The following is a 22,343-nucleotide window of genomic DNA, read 5'->3' as shown; positions in this document are numbered from 1 at the left end:
GTGGCTCTCTAGAGGCCACGTCAGTGACGAAACCAATTCTCGACGCCAACGCCGAACAGATAGTCTGTGCTAACGGTTCATATCAGCCGAGTTGAAGCTCGAAAAGATAAGGAGACCTCTCAATGAACGACGTATCAACTCTGGGTCAGACGGGCAGTGCAGTTCAAGCTGACCGGACAAGCACCGGGAAAGAACACTTTGAAGTGCTGGATGGATTGAGAGGGAGTGCGGCCATCCTGATTGTTATCTTTCACGTCTTCAATTACTCATTTGGCTGGGACACTCCTCTGAGCCTGATGCACCACGCCTATCTGGCAGTCGATTTCTTTTTCGGGCTCTCCGGTTTTGTCGTCGCCTATGCCTACGATGACCGATGGACTCGAATGTCTACCCTCCAATTCTTTCGGATCCGGCTCATTCGGCTTCATCCGCTGGTGCTGGTCGGCGCGACCCTGGGTCTTCTCGGCTATCTTCTCGATCCCTTCGGCAAGGGAATAAACCAGACCTCAGCGCCGATGTTACTGCTGGCCTATGTGACCTCACTTCTCCTGTTGCCTTCTCCGCCAGTAGGGGGCCGACAGAACGAAAGCCAGGCACTCAATGGACCAGCGTGGTCCCTCATGCAGGAGTATCTCGGAAATATCGCGTACGCTCTGATTCTTCGCCGGCTGCGTGCGCTCACACTTGGAATCATCTTCGGAGTCTCCGGGTTGCTGCTCATATGGGTCGCGAATGTGAAAGGTTCGCTGGATGGAGGCTGGGGATACCCGGAGATATGGATGGCACCTCTGCGGTTGACCGTCTCTTTCGTGATGGGCCTTTGGCTATACCGTATTCAGGGTCGCATCCGCCGTCCCAAAATTGGACTCCTGGTTCTCTCGATTCTTCTTGTGGTCATCTTTCAGGCGCCGAAGTTCCCCAACGCAGGCGGGCTTTCCTTCAATGGTCTCTATGATGCTGTGTGCGTGCTGTTCTTATTCCCGCTCATCATCATCTGTGGCGCGCACTCTGATGCTGGTGCGGGCATGATGAGGTTGTGCAAGTTCAGCGGCAGGCTCTCCTATCCCCTCTACATCACGCATATCCCGTTCGTATATATCATTGCGAACTTCGCCCACACGAGACATCCAGCCAAGTCCGTGCTGTTGACTTATATCTTCCTGCTTCTGCCATTCGTGATCGCTTTGGCATGGCTAGTTCTTAAGTATTTCGATGAGCCTGTTCGTGCGTGGCTGACCCGCCGCTACGGCATAAAGCGGGCAGCAGCATAATGCCCGACATAATCGCAGCAGAGAAGCCGATTTATTTTCAAAAACGGAGGACGGAAATCATGATGTTGAAGAGGTATCCTGCAATCGCTCTTTTTTTTGTCGCATTCTCTGGTGTCATTTCCGCCGGGGCACAGACAAGTCCCTTCAGTGCTGAGGCCAAGCAGAAGGCCGAGTCTCTCCTGAAGCAAATGACTCTCGATGAAAAGGTCGGTCAACTCAATGAATCGTCCGGTCTCGTGATGCCTGGTATCGCTAAAGAGAAACCAGATGATCTCATTGCCAAAGGCGGAGTAGGCTCGATTCTTTGGCAGATGGACGTCAAGGAGATCAATCGCCTTCAGCATATCGCGGTCGAAAAGTCGCGTCTTCATATTCCAATCATCTTTGGTTTTGACGTGATTCATGGATATAGAACCGTCTTTCCAGTACCGCTGGCGATGGCATCTTCGTGGGATCCATCGGTCGAGGAGCAGGCACAACATCTGGCGGCACAGGATGCACGCGCTGCCGGGATTGATTGGACTTTTACGCCGATGGTCGATATTGCACGTGACGCTCGGTGGGGTCGCATCGTGGAAGGTGCCGGAGAGGATCCAGTTCTTGGTTCCGCAATGGCTCAAGCACAGGTCCGCGGATTCCAAGGCTCGAAGCTTGGACAGGACAGCGTACTCGTGACCGTAAAGCATTTTGCCGGTTACGGTGCAGCCGACGGCGGCCGTGACTATGACTCTTCCTATGTGCCGGAGGAGTTGCTTCGCAATCTTTACCTGGTTCCTTTTCATGCAGCGGTTCAGGCTGGGGCTGGTGGAATCATGAGTGCCTATATGGACCTGAACGACGTGCCGGCGAGTGGCAATCATTGGCTCCTGACCGACGTTCTCCGGAAGGATTGGGGGTTCCAAGGCATTGTGCTTTCGGATGCATTTGCAGTCGGAAACCTCGTTACCCATGGTTACGCGAGCGATGGCAAAGATGCGGCCTACAAGGCGATCACCGCGGGCCTAAACATGGATATGGCGAGTCTCACCTACTCACACAATCTTGCAAAGGTAGTGCAAGAGGGCAAAGTCAGTGAAGCCTACATCGACCAGATGGTGTTGCCGATTCTGGAGGCGAAGTTTGATCTAGGACTCTTCGACCATCCCTACGTCGACGAAGCTAGTGTCGACACGGTCCTGAACCGACCCGAGGGTATCGCGCTCGAGCGCAAACTGGCAGGGCGTTCCATGGTGCTGCTTCGCAATGAGAACCGAACTCTTCCCCTGTCGAAGGAGCTGAAAAAGATTGCCGTTATTGGCCCTCTCGCAGATGCTGCCCATGATATCGAGGGCGGATGGACGGTGGAGGGCCTATTCGGAAAGGGGTCCAAGAGTCATCCGGTTACTGTGCTTGCCGGTATCAGGAATAGGCTGGGTGCCGATGCGCAAATCACGCTTGTCGCCGGGCCTCAGCCGTCGAAGGTCTATACCGGTATGTTGGAGCAGTTTACAGGTACGAAGCCTTCACCTCCACCTACTCCTCAAGAAACCGCCGAATGGATTGCCAAGGCCAAGGCAGCGGCCGCCGACGCTGACCTCGTCGTGGCCGTCATGGGTGAGACGGCGAATATGAGCGGCGAAGCGGCTTCGCGAGCCAGCCTGGATCTGCCAGGAATCCAGGAGCAGATGTTAGAAGCTGCTGTTGGTGTTGGCAAGCCGGTGGTGCTCGTGCTTGAAAATGGTCGCCCACTCGATATTCACTGGGCCTCGGAACACGTGCCGGCAATACTTGAGGCCTGGTACCCAGGCACACAAGGGGGCAATGCCGTGGCCGACGTACTATTCGGAGATGTGAATCCTGGCGGGAAGCTGCCGGTAAGTTGGCCGAGCGCATCGGGCGTCGAGCCACTCTACTACAACCACACTTTGACACATGATCCCGAAGATCGCCCTGGCTTCACGTCACGCTATTGGGATGTCGCTTCCAAACCGCTTTACCCTTTCGGGTACGGTCTCAGCTATACGACGTTCAAATTTTCCAATCTCCATCTCAGCAAGAACAACATGAGCGTGAGCGATGACAACGAGGTAAGCGTCGACGTAACGAATACGGGCTCTATCGCGGGGGATGCTGTTGCACAGATTTATATTCATCAACGCTATGGTTCGGCATCTCGCCCCGTTCGCGAACTCAAGGGATTTGAGCGGGTTCTCCTCCAAGCGGGAGAAACCAAAACTCTCAGGTTTCCTCTTGGAGCGGAACAACTGCATTTTTGGAGTCCGCAGTCGAAAACTTGGGTTGTAGAACCCTCCGATTTCGATGTGTGGGCCGGAGGAGATTCAACTGCAAGTCTTCGCGCGGAATTTAAGACCACGCAATGAACGTTCGATGCAGAACTGGAGTTGGGAGCCGGTGCGAAGCGAAACCGGTACGAACACAGTAGCGGGAGCTTGCAAGCCGTTCGGACGGCGTCAGATATAGGAGCATAGAGTTAACAATCATTGCCGCTTCGTTCCTCCCCGCGGCGGACCATCCTTGCGATATGCCTTGTTGGATCACACAAGCTCTGAACTCCGTTTTTCCTGTGATAAAGCGCGTCGCCTAGTCGTGTTCTCTCCCCACTCTTTCGGCTCTTATGCACAGGCCTCCCGAAGTAGGGTTTGAATTTCGTTAAACTGATCGACGACAACATCGGCTCCGGCGCGAAGCAGTTCGGACTCTCCGAAACTCGTGGTCAATGCGACGGTGAAGCACGGGACTTCTCTCGCTGCCGCAACCCCATTGAGGGCGTCTTCTATGATCCAACAGTCGGACGGTGCCATTTCCATCCGCGCGATCGCCTTCTCAAAGACTTCAGGAGACGGTTTAGGGTGCACAATGAAACTGCTGTCGATGGCAACTTCGAAGAGTGAGGTCATTCCCAGAGACGCAAGGGCGCATTTGCGATTTTGTGCGGTTGCAGAGGTGGCAATAGCCAACCGATATTTCCGATAGGCCCAGTACACAAAATCGATGGCGCCAGGGACCGGCCTCAGGTCGCGTTGACCTAAGGCATAGAGACGGTCTTTCTCTGCCAGAATTGCTTCGATTCCGTCCTCGGAAAGACCATGGATCTTGGCAACGTCCGTTATCATTACTCGATCGCTGCGACCGATGTATCGCGAGAACACCGTCTCATCAACCTCGATGCCCGCTGAACGCAGGGCTTGCCGCTTCGTAGATTTGTGGAGAGCCTCCGAGTCGATCAGAACTCCATCCATATCGAGGACTAGCGCTTTCGGATTATTCGTTGGTGTGCGGCGTGATGGCCAATAAATCCCCATGCTGTCTCCATTCTGGCGCGCGAAGTCGCCTCTATGACCCATTCACACTCTTGTTCAGGGCTGGGACGAGGCACATAAGAAGTGCGAGAGAGATAAACGCTCCCCGCAACCCAACGGAATGAGCTATAAAGCCCACCAACGCGGGCCCTGCAAGCAGGCCTGCATATCCCGCACCTGTCGCGGCAGCAAGAGCAAGCGGGGCGGGCATTTCCCGCTGATTTACCGCTCGCCGAAACAGAGTTGGCACTATGTTTGCCGCTCCAAGGCCGATAAGGACGAACCCGGCCAGAGCGAGCGGAGTGTATTGCGAAGCAAGCAAGACCGCAAAGCCACAGACCGCCGTCAGTCCACTTAACAGAAATACCTTGCGATCCCCCAGCCGCGTTATCGCGCGATCCCCAGTGAGACGTCCTGTTGTCATGGCTATCGAAAACAGCATGTAGCCGACTCCGCCTCTGGCAGCCGCGACCATCTTGGTGGTTACCAGCAGTAAAGCACTCCAATCGAGCAGCGCTCCCTCGACCAGAAATGAGACAAACGCAAGTAGGGCAATCACCAGAACAATCCCGCGGGGCAGAACAAACAAGGGACCTGGGGTTTCATTACCTGTTCGCAGCAGATGCGGAGCCGCCGCACTGACAGCGGATGCGACTGCGATGGAACTGATGGCGCAGCTGTGGAACGGGGAGATATGGTTGGATAGCATGAGCGTCATAAATCCCGACCCTGCGAATCCTCCGATACTGAACAGAGCATGGAATCCCGACATCAGTGGGCGCGATAAAGCCCGCTCCACTTCCACTGCATGGAGATTCATGGCGACATCCAAGGAACCCAGGGACGCGCCGAACATCATAAGTGCTGCCCCGAGAGAGGCTGGACGATCCACGACCACCAGAAGCGGAAGAAAGAGCGATACACCATAGCCACCAGCAAGGATGACGGGCTTGCTGCCAAATTTCGTCGCGAGGATTCCAGTAATTGGCATTGCGGCGACCGAGCCGGCCCCAAGGCATAGAAGCAGAAATCCCAGGGTGCCATCTCCAATCCCGAGTCGGGTCTTGGCGAAAGGAACAAGAGGAGCCCAACAGGCCACCGCGAAGCCAGCCGCGGCAAAACAGAGCCGCGTGGCTAGACGTGATTTTGAGTGATCAGCGACGGATGACATGTCATACTCCCGTCGCGACGGGTTGAGGTGGCTCGTCGGCAGTCAGAACGGTGATACCGGCCTTTTCGAGTGTAGCTAAAAGATGGGAGGGAGTATCGTGTGGAACAACCAACTCATGGACGAACTCCAGCGGGCCGATGACGTGCGGTGCTCGGGTCTCAAGTTTGTCGAGCGTCACGAGCGCAGTTACTTTCTGGCTGCGGGATAGCAGGACACGTTTGAAGAGCGTATCTGCAGGGTTGAATCCTCCAAGGCCTAATTGCGAAGAAACTGCGCAGGCGCCAAGAAAGCAGTGATCGATATTCATTTTCTGCACAGCGAGAACAGCCTCGGCATCGACGCACGCGGCTAGTTCAGCTTCTACTGCGCCGCCGACCATAAGGAGTCTCAGCCCCTTCCGGTTAAGGACAGCATTCGCCACCGGAACTGAATTAGTCGCAACGGTCAGGAACTTGTTCTCCGGCAATTCTGCTACCAGTGCCAGATTCGTGCTGCCCCCGTCCAAAAAGATCAACCCTCGCGGTTGAATCAGGCGCGCACCAGTCCGCGCGAGCAGAATCTTTTCACTTGATTGAACCGGAATGCGTTCTGTCAGCGATCCAGAGGCAGACGACACAGGAAGGGCGCCCCCATACACCCGCTTGCAACGACCTTCTGCGGCGAGTGCGCGCAGATCACGCCGTATCGCATCTTCAGAAAGCTGGAACTCTTCCGCCAACTCGGAGGCGATAACAGAGAGTCCCGCATCGAGTCTTTCCGCGATCACTTCTCTTCTGGATGTGGGTAGTGACGAATCATGCATAAACAAGAAATATCATGAACAAACATGTATTTTCAAATGCGGGTTTGCACGGTTAGGAGAAAAAGTTCACCAAATCTCGAGCGCCAACCTTCAGGCGAGTTGGCGGGGCCAATTCGCATTTAAAGCTCAATTCCAGGGAGACCTGCTATCTGTTCTTTGCCTCATGAAGCATGGGCGGGATCTACGGCAGGTACCCGGAACCGAGCATGTGGATGGAGCGACGCCGCTTCGTGAGGTGATAACTCAGCTCGTGACTCGCGGCTAACTCCACTATCCTCAATTCGACTCTTAGGACCGAATTCCTTTCTCTTGCAATTTGCTGGCTCTACAGTTGAGCAGAATTGCCGAGCGGCATCGACGAGTCTTCCGCAACAGGGCTTTGCCAATCGGAAGAGTTTAACCGCAGTCGCCAAATACGATCTGTCGCATCGTGAGCAACGAGGGCTGCGGGCGCGGCTTCTTGTCGTCCTGAGGAACCGCCGATGGTCTTCAAAGAGCTTGCGTCCTCCCTGACACTTCTGATCAGGAAGAACATTTTTCCCTATAGGTGCAAGAGGCCGCATTGACCATCATCCAGGTCCAATGCAGATAGGAGGTCGGTTGGTCCTCACCGGCGCGGAGAATGTTCGAGGATTCTGAGGGCAAGGCAATCGGCAGCGGCGATTGTCACATGACGCCAGTTCGGGAGGGCCCAGTCAGCGGGCCAATCCATCGTCTCCAATTCTTCGATCCAGTCCTGCGCCGACTTCTTCGCTTCCTTCAGGCCATATCGTCTGAATACTGTCTCGTAAAAGGCGGCGAGTTCCGTTTCCGCTGTCGTCATAAGCTCGGCAACTCGTTCGACAGGCGTCTGCTGAGCGTGAACAATCGAGCTGGTTTTTTTATCGCACATGTAACCCTATCTCCTGATTGAAATAACGCAGCACTTTAGAAGTGCAATTTCGTCCGGCAATACTGGCCTGATGGTGAGGTGCGTTGCTAGTGCATTGCTTCTCCCGCAGGGGCGCCCTGTCCGGGCTTGTTCTTACTTAGTACGAAAGCGCACACCACCATGCCCATTGCCATCCAACAGAGCAGACGGTAGATGTCCTGATAAGCCTGCGCAGCAGCCTGCTGATTGAGTTGCTGGTAAATTGCAGCTCGCGCCATGAGGCCGGGTCCGGGTCCTTTGCCGCTACCGCCAAAGTAAGAGGTAAGCGCGTTGACCCGGTTGACGAAGGCGGGATTGCCCGGCTGCATGGACTCCTGCAGGCGTGCCTGGTGAAAGAGAGAACGGTTGGTGACGATCGCTCCAGTGACGGCGATAAAGATACTGCCGCCAACGTTGCGAACGAAGTTGATGATCCCAGAGACCTGATTGCTCGCCTCTTTCGGAAGTCCGACATAAGCCGCGGTAGTGATGGCGATGAAGGCGAAAGGAATCGCGAACATCTGAAGAATTCGCAACCACGAGGCAAAACCGAAGGTCATAGTGAGCGTGAAGTGCGTGGAGGTGTAATAGAACGCGCCGGCGAAGCAGACGAAACCGAATGCAGCCATGTTTCTCGCCGGAAACCTGCCGGTAGCTATTCCTGCCAGCGGCATAACGACGAGCAGGGCGAGTCCGCCGCCGCCGAGCGCTTCTCCGGCGCGGGTTGCCGTGTAGCCCATCAACTGCTGCAGGAACTGGGGCTCGAGTACGGTTGCGGCATTCAGGACGCCGCCGACTAGAATCATGAGGAAACAACAGATAGCGAAATTCTTGTACTTGAATAGCCGCAAATTCATGATGGGATTCTTAGCCCGCCACTGCCACCAGATCAGGCCGGCCATACCTGCAACGAATAGAAAGCAGAAGATGCGGATGAAGGTGGAGGCAAACCAGTCGTTCTCTTCCCCCTTATCCAGCATGACTTGCATGCCGCCCATGGCGACCGTGAGCAATCCGAGGCCGATGTAGTCCAGTTTCCTGAGATTGGCACGGTCTGCTTTGATCCAGGGCGGATCCTGCACCAGGCGGCTGACCAGAAAGAACGCGAGGATGCCGACGGGAAGATTGATATAGAAGATCCATCGCCAGGAGTAGTTGTCGGTGATCCAACCGCCGATCGTCGGCCCAAGGGATGGCGCAAGCACTGCCACAAGACCGTAGAGCGCGAAGGCCTGGCCACGCTTTTTTTCTTCGAAGGAATCCGCCATGATGGCCTGCGCCATAGGCTGGAGGCCGCCACCTCCGACTCCCTGAAGTACCCGCGAGATGAGCAAGATCGGTAGCGTTGGGGCGATACCGCAAAGAAAACTTGCCGCGGTGAAGATGGTGATGCATAGCAGAAAGAAATTCTTGCGGCCGATGACACTCGACGCCCACGCGCCCACCGGCAAAATGATTGCGTTGGAGACCAGATAGCTGGTGAGAACCCAGGTTCCCTGATCGGTGCTGGCGCCGAGATCACCGGCAATGTGGGGAAGGGCGACATTGGCAATGGAGGTATCGAGAACCTCCATGAAGGCAGCGAGGGCAACTGTGGCCGCGATCAGCCAGGGGTTGACTTTAGGCTTCCATCGCCCGCTGCTCCCGGCTTCATCTGACATCCGCTTTCCTTTCCGGCGGATTGGGCGTTGTCAGATTCAATAACGTGAGCCCAACCAACCGCGGTCACATCGCAATACTTTGCGAGCCGTTTCCACTCAATGCTCTTCTTAGAAACTGAGCATTGGCGATCATTTGATATACATACTGTATCTAAAATCATATCGTATGTATAGAGCGCGAAAATTTGTGGAGGAAGCTACGATGGCTGACACAGGCACAGGCCGCACATTGGCGACCAAAGTCATACCCCCGATTCAAAGCTATGATCGCGGTACCCGCAGTCTTCACAAAGATGTTGGACACCCCAGCCGCGAACGCACTTCGGGTGCCGGACAGGGTGTGAGGGAGAAGAGAGGAGGCGAACAAGAGAGCGCTCAGCGCAAGACGATTGTTGTTATCGAGCAGTGGATCTGTCTCGTATTGGGCCTGGTCTGCATGGCCTTCGGGATCTGGGGGATTTATATGAAGCCCGAACAGGATGCTCTTTCTGCATACATTGCTTGGCTGGGATCGCTATATATGCCGACGTTGCGGGTAACGGCATTGGTTTGCATCGGATTGGGCGTAGCACTGGCACGCCGGGGGTGGGCGCATCTCTGAGTGCCTTTCGATTTCCAGCAGCCTGAAGATTACTGCGATCTTCTCGCAGGGACCGGTGTGTCATACCGCTTTATCTCCCCGCTCGCCGGACAGTTCCAGTTCCACGTGAATGGCTAAGGAGCCAACATGGAAACTAAAATGACAAGATGATCTGGAAGACATCCCAATGGCTACCTGTGGTATGTCGTTCCCGCAATCATGGCGATTGTGGGTGTGGTCATTGAATTGTTCTAGAGGCCTGAAGGTTTGTGGATCGAACGCTTAGATTCATCACAGATTGCGTCGATGTGAGGCCGGCAACTCTCGATATCTTCGCGTCAGTGCTCTGGAGTATAAACTATCCTCGTATCAGGATACAGAGTGTTCATTTGTGTACACAATCGTGTTGGCACAACCTCGATTCTGACGTTCGCGTCATCTGGAGCGTGTCTTACGCTTCTTAGAGCCGTCAATGAATAGCTAGACCAACGATCGGGAGGAGCTAAGTATTCAAATGCCTGTGAGCGGGACAACACCACGAAAGCGACTCACCCGCGAGGAGAGCCGAGCACAGACTCGTGCCACATTGATCGCCGTAGGACGCAGGCACTTTCTGCGTTACGGGCTTGGCGGCGCTGTGGCGGAGAAGATCGCGGAGGATGCCGGATATTCTCGGGGCGCTCTCTATTCCAACTTCGACGGTAAGGAAGATCTGTTTGTCGCTGTAATCCATGAGGAACAGGCGCGCCACTTGAATGTCTTCCGTTCTCTACTGAACGAAGAGCCTTCAGGCAAGAAGCGGTTGAAAAAAATGCGGGACGCCATTGCCGACCTGATGACGGACCATGATTGGATCGTGTTTCGTGCTGAATTCGAGGTTGGAGCTCTTCGAAGCGAACGTATCCGGCAAAGCTTTGTTGAATTGCATCGGCAGCAGCTTCGCGACGGAAGTGAGCTTATCAAGGACCTCTTGCGATCTCCTGAAGTCACTTCGAGGTTGAAGCCGGAAGACTTCATCACGGTCATCATCAATCTCGCTCATGGTCTGGCAGTCACCCAGAGAATCCTCGGCACAGAACTCTCTCAGAAAAACACACGCAGCCTGATTCAATCCCTGTTTGATCATTTGATATCGTCCGCATGAATAGTCGAAATCGGCATCTTTCTTCTACGCACAGAATCGCAACGGATTCTCAAAGCCGCCAGGTCGGTCATTGCATCAACACGCGACTCATTTCCCAAGAATGAAAGCTCTGGAAAAAGGGCTGGCGTCGCTGATTCTCCGACCACACATCGTAATCAATTAAAAGGACTTAGAGCATCGGGTGATGTAAGGAAAGCAACGCACGACCAATACGCGACCAGCACCTGAAATTCACAAGACACTGAAAATACAAGTATTTAGCCAATGAACGCAAAAGCCATCTCAGATGGGAGGCTTCGGTTCAATGCTCTTATGTTGTTGATTATATGGTGGCCAGAGACGGGATCGAACCGCCGACGCCGGCCTTTTCAGGGCCGCGCTCTACCACTGAGCTATCTGGCCTTGGCATAAAACGCTTATTATCGGAGATCGCCAAGAACCGCCGTGCGCTATTGCTACATCTGTTGCCCCGAGCTTTTCAGGGAGCCCATCGCCGGTGGGGAACCAGCAACGCAAACGCATTCCAAGTATAGCAATCTCGAGCCATACCGCCAACTCGCCATCTCAAGCTATCCTTTCTCATACTCGAACCGCAAGGAAGCCAATGATCCGTCGTCTCCGAAACCTAACGGCTGCATCATTTCTTTTCTGTTTCGTCACTGCCGCACACGCACAAGTCGCAACTCCACCAACCACATCGGTCGTTGCAAAAGGAACCGCCGTGGCGACGCCGCGCGAACAGCGGGCCATCAAAACCTTCAATACCGCACGACAGAGTCCTCTCCAACTCAACGCCTTCCTCACCCGCATGCCCAAAGGTGCCGACCTCCACATGCACCTCTCCGGAGCGATCTACGCAGAAACCTTCATTAAGGATGGAGCCGCCGATCTCCTCTGCGTCGACCCTACAACACATAGCTTCACCAAGCCGGTCGGTACCACCCGCAGCATCCCGCCGCAGCCCGTCTGTGGCGAAGGAAATGTTCGCGTCGAAGACGCCTTTAAAGATCAGAAGCTCTACGATGCTCTCGTCGATTCCTTCTCCATGCGCGCCTTCGTTCCTAGCGCGGGCGTCAGCGGGCACGATCAGTTCTTCGCTACCTTCGACCGCTTCCGCAGTCTCAACAAATCTCACGCGGGAGAATGGCTCGACGAAGTCGCCACCCGTGCTGCCGCACAAAATGAGCAGTACCTGGAGGTTATGGAGACTCCGATCTTCACCGACCTCTCCAAGGTCATCTCGAAAATTGATTGGCCCTCCACCCCTGCAGATCCAGCGCAAAACCGTACCGGCGACGCCACTGGCACCAGCCGTGAGGACCTCAGCCGCCTTCGCGAAACCCTCCTCAATGCAGGCCTCCGCGACGAAGTCGCCGTTGATCGCAAAGAATTAGACGACGCTCTCGACGCTCGTGACACCATCGAGAACTGCGGCCAGCCCAGCGCCCGACCGGGCTGCTCCGTCAAAATCCGCTTCCTCTATCAGGTCCTACGAGCCTTCCCTCCGCAGCATGTCTTCGCGCAGACGCTGTTGGCATTCGAGGTCGCGTCAGTGGACCCTCGTGTCGTCGGGCTCAACTTCGTGCAGCCCGAAGACGCCTACTTGTCTATGTCTGAGTATCACCGCCAGATGCTAATGCTCGACTATCTCCATGGCGTCTACCCCAAAGTTCACATCTCCCTTCACGCAGGCGAGATCGCTCCCGGCTTGGTCCCTCCCGACGGTCTTCGCTTCCACATCCGCGAAGCCGTCGATCTCGGCCATGCCGAACGCATCGGCCACGGTGTCGACGTCATGTACGAGAACGAGCCGCAGGCATTGCTGAAGGAGTTGGCCGACCGCCACATCATGGTTGAGATCAATCTCACCTCGAATGATGTCATCCTCGGCGTCACCGCTCCCTGGCATCCGCTTCCGTCCTATCGCGCTGCCGGCGTTCCCTTCGCCCTCTCCACCGACGACGAGGGCGTCTCCCGCATCGATCTCACCAACGAATACACCCGTGCCGCCATGGAGTTCGACCTCTCCTACCTCGACCTCAAGCAATCTGCCCGCACCAGCCTCGAGCACAACTTCCTTCCCGGACCCAGCCTTTGGCAGCAACCCGATGTCTTCAGCAAAACCGTTGCCGCCTGTGCGGGACAGCCTCTGGGAGGCGCAAATCCAACCCCAAACTGCCTGAGCTTTCTTCAATCCAGCGAAAAGGCCGCTGAACAGTGGGAACTCGAACACCGTTATGATCTCTTCGAGTCCAATCTGCCTTGAACTCCAGCGCACAAAGAAATTCGCGGGAGAGATGCATCATCCGGCCGATAAAACCCCTCTCTTGTGTTCTAAAAAATATGTGACATTAGTGGTTACACAACGACGGGACTTGACTCGCTCGCTTCAGAAACCTGACTCAGGACTGCCGAAAGCCTCTTGTCTCCATGGTCGCTGAAGGACTCACGAGCGACGACCACGCGGTCGCGTCCTCCGCGTTTAGCATCGTACAAAGCGTGATCCGCCATTCGCAGAAGATCGGTGGCGTCTCTTGCCGGCGCAGGATACATTGCCAGGCCAATCGATACAGAGACCGGGCGCAGAACCTCTGCTTTAAATTTCATGCGCAGCCGGTTTACGTTATGCCGTATCGTATTCGCCTTCGCCAACGCAAGCTCCTCGGTGATCTCCGGAAGAAGAATGACAAACTCTTCCCCTCCATAGCGACACACAACATCCTCGCTCCGAACACTCTGCTGAAAGCACTCGGCCACTTTACGCAACACCACATCGCCCGCCTCATGGCCGAAGGTATCGTTGAACGCCTTGAAGTGGTCGACGTCCAGCATTAACACTGCGAGAGACGTATGCCGCCGAACCGCGCGCTGCACCTCGCGCTCCAGCGCAATCTCCATAAAGTGGCGATTGAAAAGGCTTGTCAGGCCGTCACGAATCGACTGACTCTCCAACTTCGCTCTCAGGTTCAGCCCAGCGATCGCCATCGAAGCCAACTCCACCATCTCCTGCACTAACTGCATGCGGCCGTCGGCAAGATCTGCGATCTCCTTCGAGGGAAACGAGAGATACACAAACCCAAGTGTGTCTCCCTGTGCTGCAAGCGGAATGCAGACGTAGTTCTCCGGCCCGGAGCCAGCAAAATGGCTACAATGAAGCTCCGACTGTCCCGGCCTCCGCCAGCGCAGTCTTCCGGCGCGCAAACCGCAACAGGCGTCCATATCAAACGCGTCAGACAACGCCGAAGGATCGTTCCACGTCGCCGCCACCTCAAGCATGCTTCGTGAATTGTTAATGATCAAGGTAGCGCCGCTGCTTCCTGGCACAAGCTCCCGAAAGTGTCGCACCGCACACCCCTGAGCCTCCTTCGCGGTGACGCACAACTGCAGTTCGTCGCGCGCATTCTTCAGCAAAATCGCTTCGGCCCCGCGTCGCTCAAGCTCTTCAATCGTAGCCTCCAACTGGTCGTTCGCAAGTGAGATTCGTCTTTCGAAAGACCGTCGCCGCACCGCATCTCTCAGTAGAAATGCAAAGAGCACAATCACAACGAACAGCGAAAAACCGAGATAGCCCGCTCCCGAGAGCAGACTTCGGTCCCGGCTGTTCTGCGACTCATCCGACCGTTGCCGCAGCAGCCCTCGTTCCTCCTCCTGCACCGTGTTGATGCTCCGGCGGCAATCCTGGATCTGCCGCTCGGGAACCACGCCCGGCCGTTCGAAGCCATCGATCGCCTTGGTCAGATTGCGTACCTGAGTATCCAAATCCTGCAGATGTCGCATCTGGGACGCGTTGTCGTTCAGCAGGCTTTCAAGATTCAACACTCCAGCATGTAACGATACCGCAGCCGTCTGCGCGGCTAGCTTCTCCGCCGCGTCTCCCGTCGCTTCGTACAATTGGATCTCGTAGCCTACGCGGTCCAGTCGCTGCGCCTCGGTCTGCAGGCTCGTTAGAACGCTGTTCGAATGATCCAGCCAGTTTCGGGCCGAGATAAGGTGCTGCGTATTCGTGTAAACAATAAAGCCGCCTGCGCAGGTAAACACAATGGCGCATACAGCACAAACCACAAGAAGCGGAATCACCCTGCTCGGCTTGAGCGGTGTACTTCGAATCTGATCACCGAACGTTGCGTGCAACGATGGCATCAACAAGCAATTCTCCTAAAACATCCGTCGAATCTTCTCTGTGCACGTCGAGCACCCGCGCTAAACTCATCTCCAGAGCCCATGAAAAAAGTCGTCACCACCATCCTCCAATTCCTTCTCTTCTTGATCCTCTTCGGAGCCTTCTCGCTCTTTCCGCCGTTTCACATCGAGCACGTCCTCGGCTCATCCGCATCCGGCACGCGCATCTTTATCGCCGACGGTCTTCTCCTTGCGCTTGCCGTATATCTCTTTATCGTCCTCATCGAATTTTTGATGAAGCGGCTTCGCGCGATGGCGCCCTTGACGACAATCGCCTTTGTTTTCGCGGCCATCGTCGGGTTTCTGATGAAATTCGGCTTTCTCACCCGAACAAGTTTCTAAGAATTCACTAATTTCATGTCAGACGATCTCTTCAAAATCCTTAACGCCGCCCAACAGCATCTGGATGCCGGATCCGCCGACCTCCCTCCATACTCCGCACACCCGCTGGGAGAATCAGCCTCCGCGATCCTCCATCAGGTCGCCGATCGCCTGCAGGACAACTACCCCTACGCTCACCCGCTCTACGCCGGCCAGATGCTGAAGCCGCCCCACCCCATCGCCCGCGCCGCCTACACCCTGGCCATGTCGATCAACCCGAACAACCACGCTCTCGACGGTGGGCGCGCCAGCTCCGCCATGGAGATCGAAGCCGTCGCCGCTCTCGCAAAGATGTTTCACTGGCCTCAGCACCTTGGCCACCTGTCAAGCGGGGGCACCTTCGCGAATCTGGAAGCCCTGTGGGTCGCCGGCCAGCTCATGCCAGGTACGGCAATCGCCGCCTCCGACCAGGCGCACTACACTCACAGCCGCATATCCAGCGTTCTCGGCCTGCCCTTCGTCACCGTCCCCTCCGACGACCGCGGTCGCATGGACCTCACCGCCCTCGAGCCTCTCCTCGCAACGCAAAACATCGGCACCGTTGTCGTCACGTTAGGCACCACCGCCATCGGCTCAGTCGACCCGCTCGACCAGATCCTTCTGCTCCAGAAAAAATACGACTTCCGCATCCACGTCGATGCGGCCTACGGCGGCTACTTCACCCTCGCCTCCAACCTATCCCCCGAGACCCGCACAGCCTTCGACGCCATTCCATACGTAGACTCCATCGTCATCGATCCTCACAAGCACGGCCTCCAACCGTACGGCTGCGGCTCCATCCTCTTCCGCGACCCAGCCGTCGGCCGCTTCTACAAACACGACTCCCCCTACACCTACTTCTCTTCGAAAGACCTTCACCTCGGCGAGATCTCCCTCGAGTGCTCCCGCGCCGGCGCATCCGCCGTAGCTCTTTGGGCGACCCAGCAACTCCTCCCCTACACTCCCGGCGGCGTCTTCGCCCAGGGCCTCGAATCCAGCCATGCTGCGGCCCTCGAACTTCACCACCGCCTCACCGAATCCACCCACTTCCTCACCCCGTCCAGCCCGCCGCAGCTCGACATCGTATTCTGGGCAGTCAACGCCCCAACCCCCGAGACTTCCTCAGCTCTGGCGCAGTCGATATTCGACGAAGCCGCCAAAAATGATCTTCACCTTGCTCTCGCCAAACTTCCTGTACGTTTTTTTCCACATAATACCTGGCTAGATACCCCCAAAAACGACTCTGAAAATAAAGTCACCTGTCTCCGGTCAGTTCTGATGAAGCCAGAACATCTCCTTTGGTTAGACCACTTATGGCAGCGTCTCCAGGCCGCCGCAGTTCACGAAGTAGCGTCAATACCCCAATAGCATGAGGGAAAGTAACCAGAGTTCCATCTTTTGGAGGAGAGCCGTTTGGTAGAATCAGTCCTAAATTCGACGCTTCAACGATCTAATCTTCGGATCTCATGCAGCGCATCTCCCGCCGATAGAGAGTGATGATGTCGCAACTCGGGCCATCGACGCTAGAGATAGAAAATCGGATGAGATAAGGACCAATCAACGCATGACTCTTCCCTCCGCCGCCACCCCTGCTTCGACACCCGATCTCTCCGCCCGCACTATCGCCTATTTCTCCATGGAGATAGCTCTCTCCCCGGCACTACCCACCTACTCCGGTGGCCTCGGCATGCTCGCCGGCGATACCCTTCGTTCCGCCGCAGACACCGCAGCCCCCATGGTCGCTATCTCGCTCGTCCATCGCCGCGGATACTTCCGCCAGAAGCTCTCCGACGTCGGCCAGCAGACAGAAGCCGACGTTCCCTGGTCCCCTGAGACCACCCTGCCCAGCGCCAACCAGATCATCGCCCTCACCCTCCAGGGCCGTCAGGTCCTGGTTCGCGCCTGGCGCTTCGACGTCATCGGCGTCACCGGCCACATCATTCCCGTCTTCCTCCTCGACACCGACGTCGAAGGCAACGACCCCTGGGACCGCCGCCTCACCGACCACCTCTACGGCGGCGACACCTACTATCGTCTCTGTCAGGAGACCGTTCTCGGCCTCGCCGGCGTCTCGCTACTCGATGCCCTTGCCTGTAAACCGAAGGTCTATCACATGAACGAGGGCCACGCCGCCCTCCTCGCCATCGGCCTCCTCGAAGACCACCTCGCTGGCACCCCCCTCAAGAACGCAACCGAGGCCGACATCGAGTTCGTCCGTCAGCAGTGCGTCTTCACCACCCACACTCCAGTCCCGGCCGGCCACGATCAGTTCGGCGTCGATCAGATGTACCAGGTTCTTGGAAACGACCGCGCCGCCGCCATCGAGCAGTTCGGCTGCCTCCATAACGGCCTGATGAACATGACCTACATCGCCCTCCGCTTCTCGCGCTTCGTCAACGGCGTCGCCATGCAGCACGGCAAGGTCTCCCAGCAGATGTTCCCCGGATACAAGGTGTACTCCATCACCAACGGCGTCCACGCCGCCACCTGGCTCTCGCCCCACTTTCAGGAGCTTCTCGACGACGAGATCCCCCACTGGCGCACCGACAACCAGTACCTCCGCTCGGTCTACGGCATCGACCCGGCCCGCATCGCCGCCGCTCACAACAAGGGCAAATTACGCCTTTTCAGCTCCATCGCCAAACGCACCGGGCATCACTTCAACCCCAACGTCCTCACCCTCGGCTTTGCCCGCCGCGTCGCCACCTACAAGCGCGCCAGCCTACTCCTGCACGATCCCAAGCGGCTCGTTGAGATCGCCGAGAAGATCGGCGGCCTACAGATCCTCTACGCCGGCAAGGCCCATCCCGCCGACGTTGCCGGTAAAGGCCTCATCCGCGAAGTGTTCGCCTCTGCCGCCAAGCTAAACTCGTCGGCCCTCAAGATCTACTACATGGAAAACTACGACTGGGAGCTAGGCGCTCTGCTCACCCAGGGCGTCGACGTCTGGGTCAACACTCCGCGCCGCCCCTACGAGGCCTCCGGCACCTCCGGCATGAAGGCCGCCCTCAACGGCGTCCCCTCGCTCTCGATCCTCGACGGTTGGTGGATAGAAGGCTGTGCCGAGAACACCACTGGTTGGGCCATCGAAAACGGCGAAGACGAAGCCGCAGAAGCCACCAGCCTCTACGAGAAGCTGGAAGAGTCCATCGCTCCCATGTACGCCAACCCCCACGCGTGGGCTCGTATGCAGCAGCATTGCATCGCCATCAACGGCAGTTTCTTCAACACCCACCGCATGCTGGCGCAGTACTTCAAAAACTCATACTTCCCCCCCACGCCGCTCTCCCCAACCCAGGCCAGCTATCTCGACCACCGTCGTTCCACGGACACGGTAGTCCCCGAACCGGCTCTCGTCTAACAGAACCCGCAAACAACATCTCAGGCAACGACGATCTTTACCGTCGTTGCCTGTTCTCTTTTCACTCCCGCAAATCGAAGGGTGCCCCATCTTAGCGCAGTCTCATCACGCTAAGGTGGGAATGTAAAACCTTTCACCCGTGTCGCTGCTGTTGCCGTTGTTGTGGCTGTTGTGCTGTTGTTGTTGCCGCTGTTGTTGTTGCCCGTTTTTTTGCTGTCATTCCGCAGCGAAGCGGAGGAATCTGCTGTTGTGTTTAAAAAACTTCCAACCACTAATCCCCAGCCACAACCTCTGCCACCCGTCGCCGCCCAGCCCGTCGTCCCCGCACCGCCCGGGCAAACCTGCCCCTCACCCGATCGAAGAACAGATAAACCACCGGCGTAGTAAACAACGTAAGAGCCTGCGAAACAATCAACCCACCCACAATCGTGATCCCCAACGGCCGCCGCATCTCGCTGCCCGTCCCTCGTCCCAGCGCCAGCGGCAATCCTCCCAGCAAAGCCGCCATCGTCGTCATCATGATCGGCCGAAACCGCAGCATACACGCCTCGAAGATCGCCTCCTGTGGTGTCTTCCCATGTTGCCGCTCCGCCACCAGCGCAAAGTCGATCATCATAATCGCGTTCTTCTTCACAATCCCGATCAGCAGAATGATCCCGATCATCGCGATCACACTCAGATCCACCTTGAACAGCAGCAGCGCCACAATTGCGCCCACCCCCGCCGAAGGCAGCGTCGACAAAATCGTCAACGGATGAATAAAGCTTTCATACAGAATCCCCAGCACAAGATAGACCGCCACCAGCGCCAGCAAAATCAGCCACGGCTCACTCTTCAGCGAATCTTTGAAAGCCTGCGCCGACCCCGCAAAACCCCCATGAATAGCCGAAGGCATCCCGATATCCACTCGCGCCTGCTGAATCGCCTGCGTCGCCTCACTCAGCGAAGCCCCTGGCGCAAGATTGAACGACAACGTAGTAGCCGGCGACTGCGACTGATGATTCACCGCCAGCGGAATCCTCTGCGCCTCAAAGTGCGTCACTGCCGACAGCGGCACCATCGCCCCGGTCGTGCTCTTCACATAGATACTCTTCAACGCATCCGGATCCTCCTGAAACTGCGGCGCAACCTCCATCACCACGTGGTACTGATTCAGCGGCATGTAGGTCGTCGAAACCTGCGTCTGTGCAAACGCATCCGACAGCGTAGAATCGATCGTCAACGGCGACACCCCCAGCCGGCTCGCAGTCGCCCGATCAATCACCAGCTGCCCACGTAGTCCCTGCTGCTGCTGATCCGTCGCGACGTCTTTAATCTGCGGCAGCTGGTCCATCGCAGCTTCCAGCTTAGGACCCCACTCGTCCAACTCTTTGAGATTGTCTCCGGTCAGCGTGTACTGATACTCCGTCGCCGTGTTCCGGCCGCCAATCCGCAGATCCTGAAAAGCCTGCAGATACATAATCACGCCAGGCAGGTTGCTGACCTTCGGTCGCAGTCGGTTGACGATCACCTGCGCCGTGTCTCCCGTCTTCTTGCGCTCGGCATCCGGCTTCAGGGACATAAACATGAAGCCGCCGTTTGAATTTCCGCGCCCACCCGCAAACGCCGTAACATCTTCAACGCCAGGGTCCTGCTGTGCGATCGCCGCCAGCGCCAGCACATTCTTCTTCATCTGCGCGAACGATACATCCTGCTGCCCCTGCACCTGCCCGCCAATACGCCCCGCGTCCTGCTCAGGAAAGAATCCCTTCGGCACCAGGATGTACAGATAAACATTCAGCACAAACGTCAGCACCGTTATGACCAGCACCAGCCTCTGATGCTTTAACACCCAGCGCAGCCCCAGCTCATACTCCGCTGCCAGCCACCCTAGAGCCCGCTCGCCCGAACGGTAGAACCACCCATGCTCCCGCCTGCCGTGCGGCTCCAGATACTTCGCGCTCAACATCGGCGTAGTCGTCAGCGATACTACCAGCGACACCATAATCGCCACCGACAGCGTCACAGCAAACTCGCGAAACAGCCGCCCCACAATCCCACCCATCAGCAGAATCGGAATGAACACCGCAATCAGCGACGTGCTCATCGACACCACCGTAAATCCAATCTCCTTCGACCCCAACATCGCGGCCTGATACGGCGACATCCCCGCTTCAAGATGACGGCTGATATTCTCGATCACCACAATCGCGTCATCGACCACAAACCCCGTCGAGATCGTCAGCGCCATCAGCGACAGATTGTCGAGCGTATACCCCAGCAGGTACATGATGGCAAACGTCCCCAGCAGACTCAACGGCACCGCGACTGTCGGGATCAAAGTCGACCGCACCTCGCGCAGGAACAGAAACACCACCAGCACCACCAGCAGGATCGAGATCACCAGCGTTCGCGTTACATCCTTCACCGAAGCACGAATCGTAGTAGTCCGGTCGAGCGCCACATGCACCGAGATCGCCGGCGGAATCGACGCCTCCAGCATAGGCAACATCTTCTTCACGTTGTCCACAGTCTCAATGACGTTCGCCGTCGAGGTCTTGAACACAATCACAAGAATCGCAGGCTTCCCGTTGAAGACTCCGGTAGCGTGAACATCCTCAACACTGTTGACGACATTCGCCACATCCTGAATCCGCACCACGCCATGCGCCGTCCCCGGCCCAGCACCCATCCCTGTACTCGCAACCACAGGTGCAGCGACGGCCGCTGTCGTACTGTTTGTCGCGGCTCCATTCGCACCGGCCCCGTTGCCGGTCGAGCCAGTACCTCCACTCACCGCCTGCGGATTACTCGTCAATGCGCTCGCCACCGAAGCAGGCAGACCCGTGCTCGCAGGTGCCGAACTCACAGGCCCGCGATCCGTTGCCACAATCAGCGGAGCATACGCCGCCGCACCAAACAGCTGATCCGTCGCACTGACACTCCACCGCCGCGTGTCATCCTGCAGATATCCCTTCGGCTGATTCACATTCACCGTGCCGATCGCCGCCCGCAGCGCCTCGAGCCCCACGCCATAGTGAGCCAGCTGCATCGGGTTCGCCTCAATCCGTACCGAGGGCTTCGCGCTCCCCCCACAGAAGGTCTGCCCCACGCCCGGTATCTGCGCGATCTTCTGCGCCAGGATGCTGTCGCAAGCGTCGTACAACTGCGGCACATTCATCGTGTCAGAGGTCAGCGCGATAATCATGATCGGTGAGTCAGCCGGATTTACCTTGTAGTACCCAGGATTACTTGGAAGATTCGCAGGAAGCTGGCTCCGCGCCGCATTGATCGCCGCCTGCACATCCCGGGCCGCCCCATTCACATCACGCGTCAAATCGAACTGAAGCGTAATCCCCACCACGCCGGTAGAAGAATAGGACGTCATCTCGTTGACGCCGGCAATCTTCGAGAACTGTCGCTCCAGCGGCGTCGCCACAGACGAAGCCATCGTCTCCGGATCCGCACCAGGCAAACTCGCGCCCACCGAGATGACCGGAAACTCCACCTGCGGCAGACTGGCCACCGGCAGCAGCGTATAAGCCGTCGCGCCCGCCAGAATCACCGCTATCGACAAAAGAAACGTCGCTACCGGACGCCGAATAAATGGTGCTGAAAAATGCATA

General features: G+C 56.8%; 15 protein-coding genes and 1 tRNA gene. 8 read left to right on the top strand and 8 right to left on the bottom strand.

Annotated features, from left to right (window positions below):
• The first annotated feature begins 122 nt into the window (after positions 1-122).
• Together RBB81_RS03085 and bglX are read left to right on the top strand one after the other, a co-directional pair.
• Positions 123-1,271 carry an acyltransferase family protein gene (locus RBB81_RS03085; RefSeq protein ID WP_183791159.1) on the top strand — a complete coding sequence of 383 codons (1,149 nt, stop codon included), beginning with the start codon at positions 123-125 and terminating at the stop codon, positions 1,269-1,271.
• A complete protein-coding gene (gene bglX, locus RBB81_RS03080) occupies positions 1,229-3,631 on the top strand; it encodes a beta-glucosidase BglX (protein ID WP_353072681.1) in 2,403 nt (800 codons plus the stop codon). Before RBB81_RS03085 ends, bglX begins: the two co-directional genes overlap by 43 nt.
• A 252-nt stretch (positions 3,632-3,883) precedes the next feature.
• Here the strand turns inward: bglX and RBB81_RS03075 are convergent, their stop codons facing one another.
• The 5 genes from RBB81_RS03075 to RBB81_RS03055 all read right to left on the bottom strand — a co-directional run bounded on the left by RBB81_RS03075 (position 3,884) and on the right by RBB81_RS03055 (position 9,114).
• Complete coding sequence (locus tag RBB81_RS03075) at positions 3,884-4,510, bottom strand: HAD family hydrolase (RefSeq protein WP_183791161.1); 627 nt, start codon at positions 4,508-4,510, stop codon at positions 3,884-3,886.
• Positions 4,511-4,604: 94 nt separating this feature from the next.
• Positions 4,605-5,741 (bottom strand): MFS transporter, encoded by a 1,137-nt coding sequence (locus RBB81_RS03070; RefSeq protein WP_183791163.1) that lies wholly within the window; start codon positions 5,739-5,741, stop codon positions 4,605-4,607.
• Between the two features lies 1 nt (position 5,742).
• Positions 5,743-6,507: a DeoR family transcriptional regulator gene (locus RBB81_RS03065; protein ID WP_221272920.1), complete on the bottom strand. Its 765-nt coding sequence runs from the start codon at positions 6,505-6,507 to the stop codon at positions 5,743-5,745.
• A 643-nt stretch (positions 6,508-7,150) separates the two neighbouring features.
• Positions 7,151-7,435, bottom strand: coding sequence for a hypothetical protein (locus RBB81_RS03060; RefSeq protein WP_353072680.1), 285 nt, complete (start codon positions 7,433-7,435; stop codon positions 7,151-7,153).
• An 86-nt stretch (positions 7,436-7,521) separates the two neighbouring features.
• The gene (locus tag RBB81_RS03055) at positions 7,522-9,114 is read right to left on the bottom strand and encodes a DHA2 family efflux MFS transporter permease subunit (RefSeq protein ID WP_353072679.1); all 1,593 of its coding nucleotides are present in this window, start codon (positions 9,112-9,114) and stop codon (positions 7,522-7,524) included.
• A gap of 202 nt (positions 9,115-9,316) precedes the next feature.
• Between RBB81_RS03055 and RBB81_RS03050 the strand changes: the two genes are divergently transcribed.
• Both RBB81_RS03050 and RBB81_RS03045 read left to right on the top strand, forming a co-directional pair.
• A complete protein-coding gene (locus RBB81_RS03050) occupies positions 9,317-9,715 on the top strand; it encodes a hypothetical protein (RefSeq protein ID WP_353072678.1) in 399 nt (132 codons plus the stop codon).
• Positions 9,716-10,208: 493 nt separating this feature from the next.
• Positions 10,209-10,838 (top strand): TetR/AcrR family transcriptional regulator, encoded by a 630-nt coding sequence (locus RBB81_RS03045; RefSeq protein WP_179586718.1) that lies wholly within the window; start codon positions 10,209-10,211, stop codon positions 10,836-10,838.
• 327 nt (positions 10,839-11,165) lie between these two features.
• On the opposite strand, the gene RBB81_RS03040 is transcribed toward RBB81_RS03045, so the two are convergent.
• Positions 11,166-11,240, bottom strand: a tRNA-Phe gene (locus RBB81_RS03040).
• A gap of 202 nt (positions 11,241-11,442) precedes the next feature.
• On the opposite strand from RBB81_RS03040, the gene RBB81_RS03035 reads away from it, so the two are divergent.
• Positions 11,443-13,104 carry an adenosine deaminase family protein gene (locus RBB81_RS03035; RefSeq protein ID WP_353072677.1) on the top strand — a complete coding sequence of 554 codons (1,662 nt, stop codon included), beginning with the start codon at positions 11,443-11,445 and terminating at the stop codon, positions 13,102-13,104.
• Between the two features lie 92 nt (positions 13,105-13,196).
• On the opposite strand, the gene RBB81_RS03030 is transcribed toward RBB81_RS03035, so the two are convergent.
• Positions 13,197-14,978 (bottom strand): GGDEF domain-containing protein, encoded by a 1,782-nt coding sequence (locus tag RBB81_RS03030; RefSeq protein WP_353072676.1) that lies wholly within the window; start codon positions 14,976-14,978, stop codon positions 13,197-13,199.
• A gap of 81 nt (positions 14,979-15,059) precedes the next feature.
• On the opposite strand from RBB81_RS03030, the gene RBB81_RS03025 reads away from it, so the two are divergent.
• The 3 genes from RBB81_RS03025 (at position 15,060) to glgP (ending at position 18,738) form a co-directional block, all read left to right on the top strand.
• Positions 15,060-15,359 (top strand): hypothetical protein, encoded by a 300-nt coding sequence (locus RBB81_RS03025; RefSeq protein WP_179586548.1) that lies wholly within the window; start codon positions 15,060-15,062, stop codon positions 15,357-15,359.
• 15 nt (positions 15,360-15,374) lie between these two features.
• Positions 15,375-16,745, top strand: coding sequence for a pyridoxal phosphate-dependent decarboxylase family protein (locus tag RBB81_RS03020; RefSeq protein WP_353072675.1), 1,371 nt, complete (start codon positions 15,375-15,377; stop codon positions 16,743-16,745).
• 196 nt (positions 16,746-16,941) lie between these two features.
• Positions 16,942-18,738, top strand: coding sequence for an alpha-glucan family phosphorylase (gene glgP / locus RBB81_RS03015; RefSeq protein ID WP_353072674.1), 1,797 nt, complete (start codon positions 16,942-16,944; stop codon positions 18,736-18,738).
• 271 nt (positions 18,739-19,009) lie between these two features.
• Here glgP and RBB81_RS03010 read toward each other — a convergent pair whose 3' ends face one another.
• Positions 19,010-22,342, bottom strand: a complete 3,333-nt coding sequence (locus tag RBB81_RS03010) for an efflux RND transporter permease subunit (protein ID WP_353072673.1) — start codon at positions 22,340-22,342, stop codon at positions 19,010-19,012.
• Between the last annotated feature and the right edge of the window lies 1 nt (position 22,343).

Source organism: Tunturibacter gelidoferens (genome assembly GCF_040358255.1).
In the GTDB taxonomy this organism is placed as follows: domain Bacteria; phylum Acidobacteriota; class Terriglobia; order Terriglobales; family Acidobacteriaceae; genus Edaphobacter; species Edaphobacter gelidiferens.
Note: the sequence above shows the minus strand (reverse complement) of the source record. Positions and strands in the feature narration are given on the sequence as shown.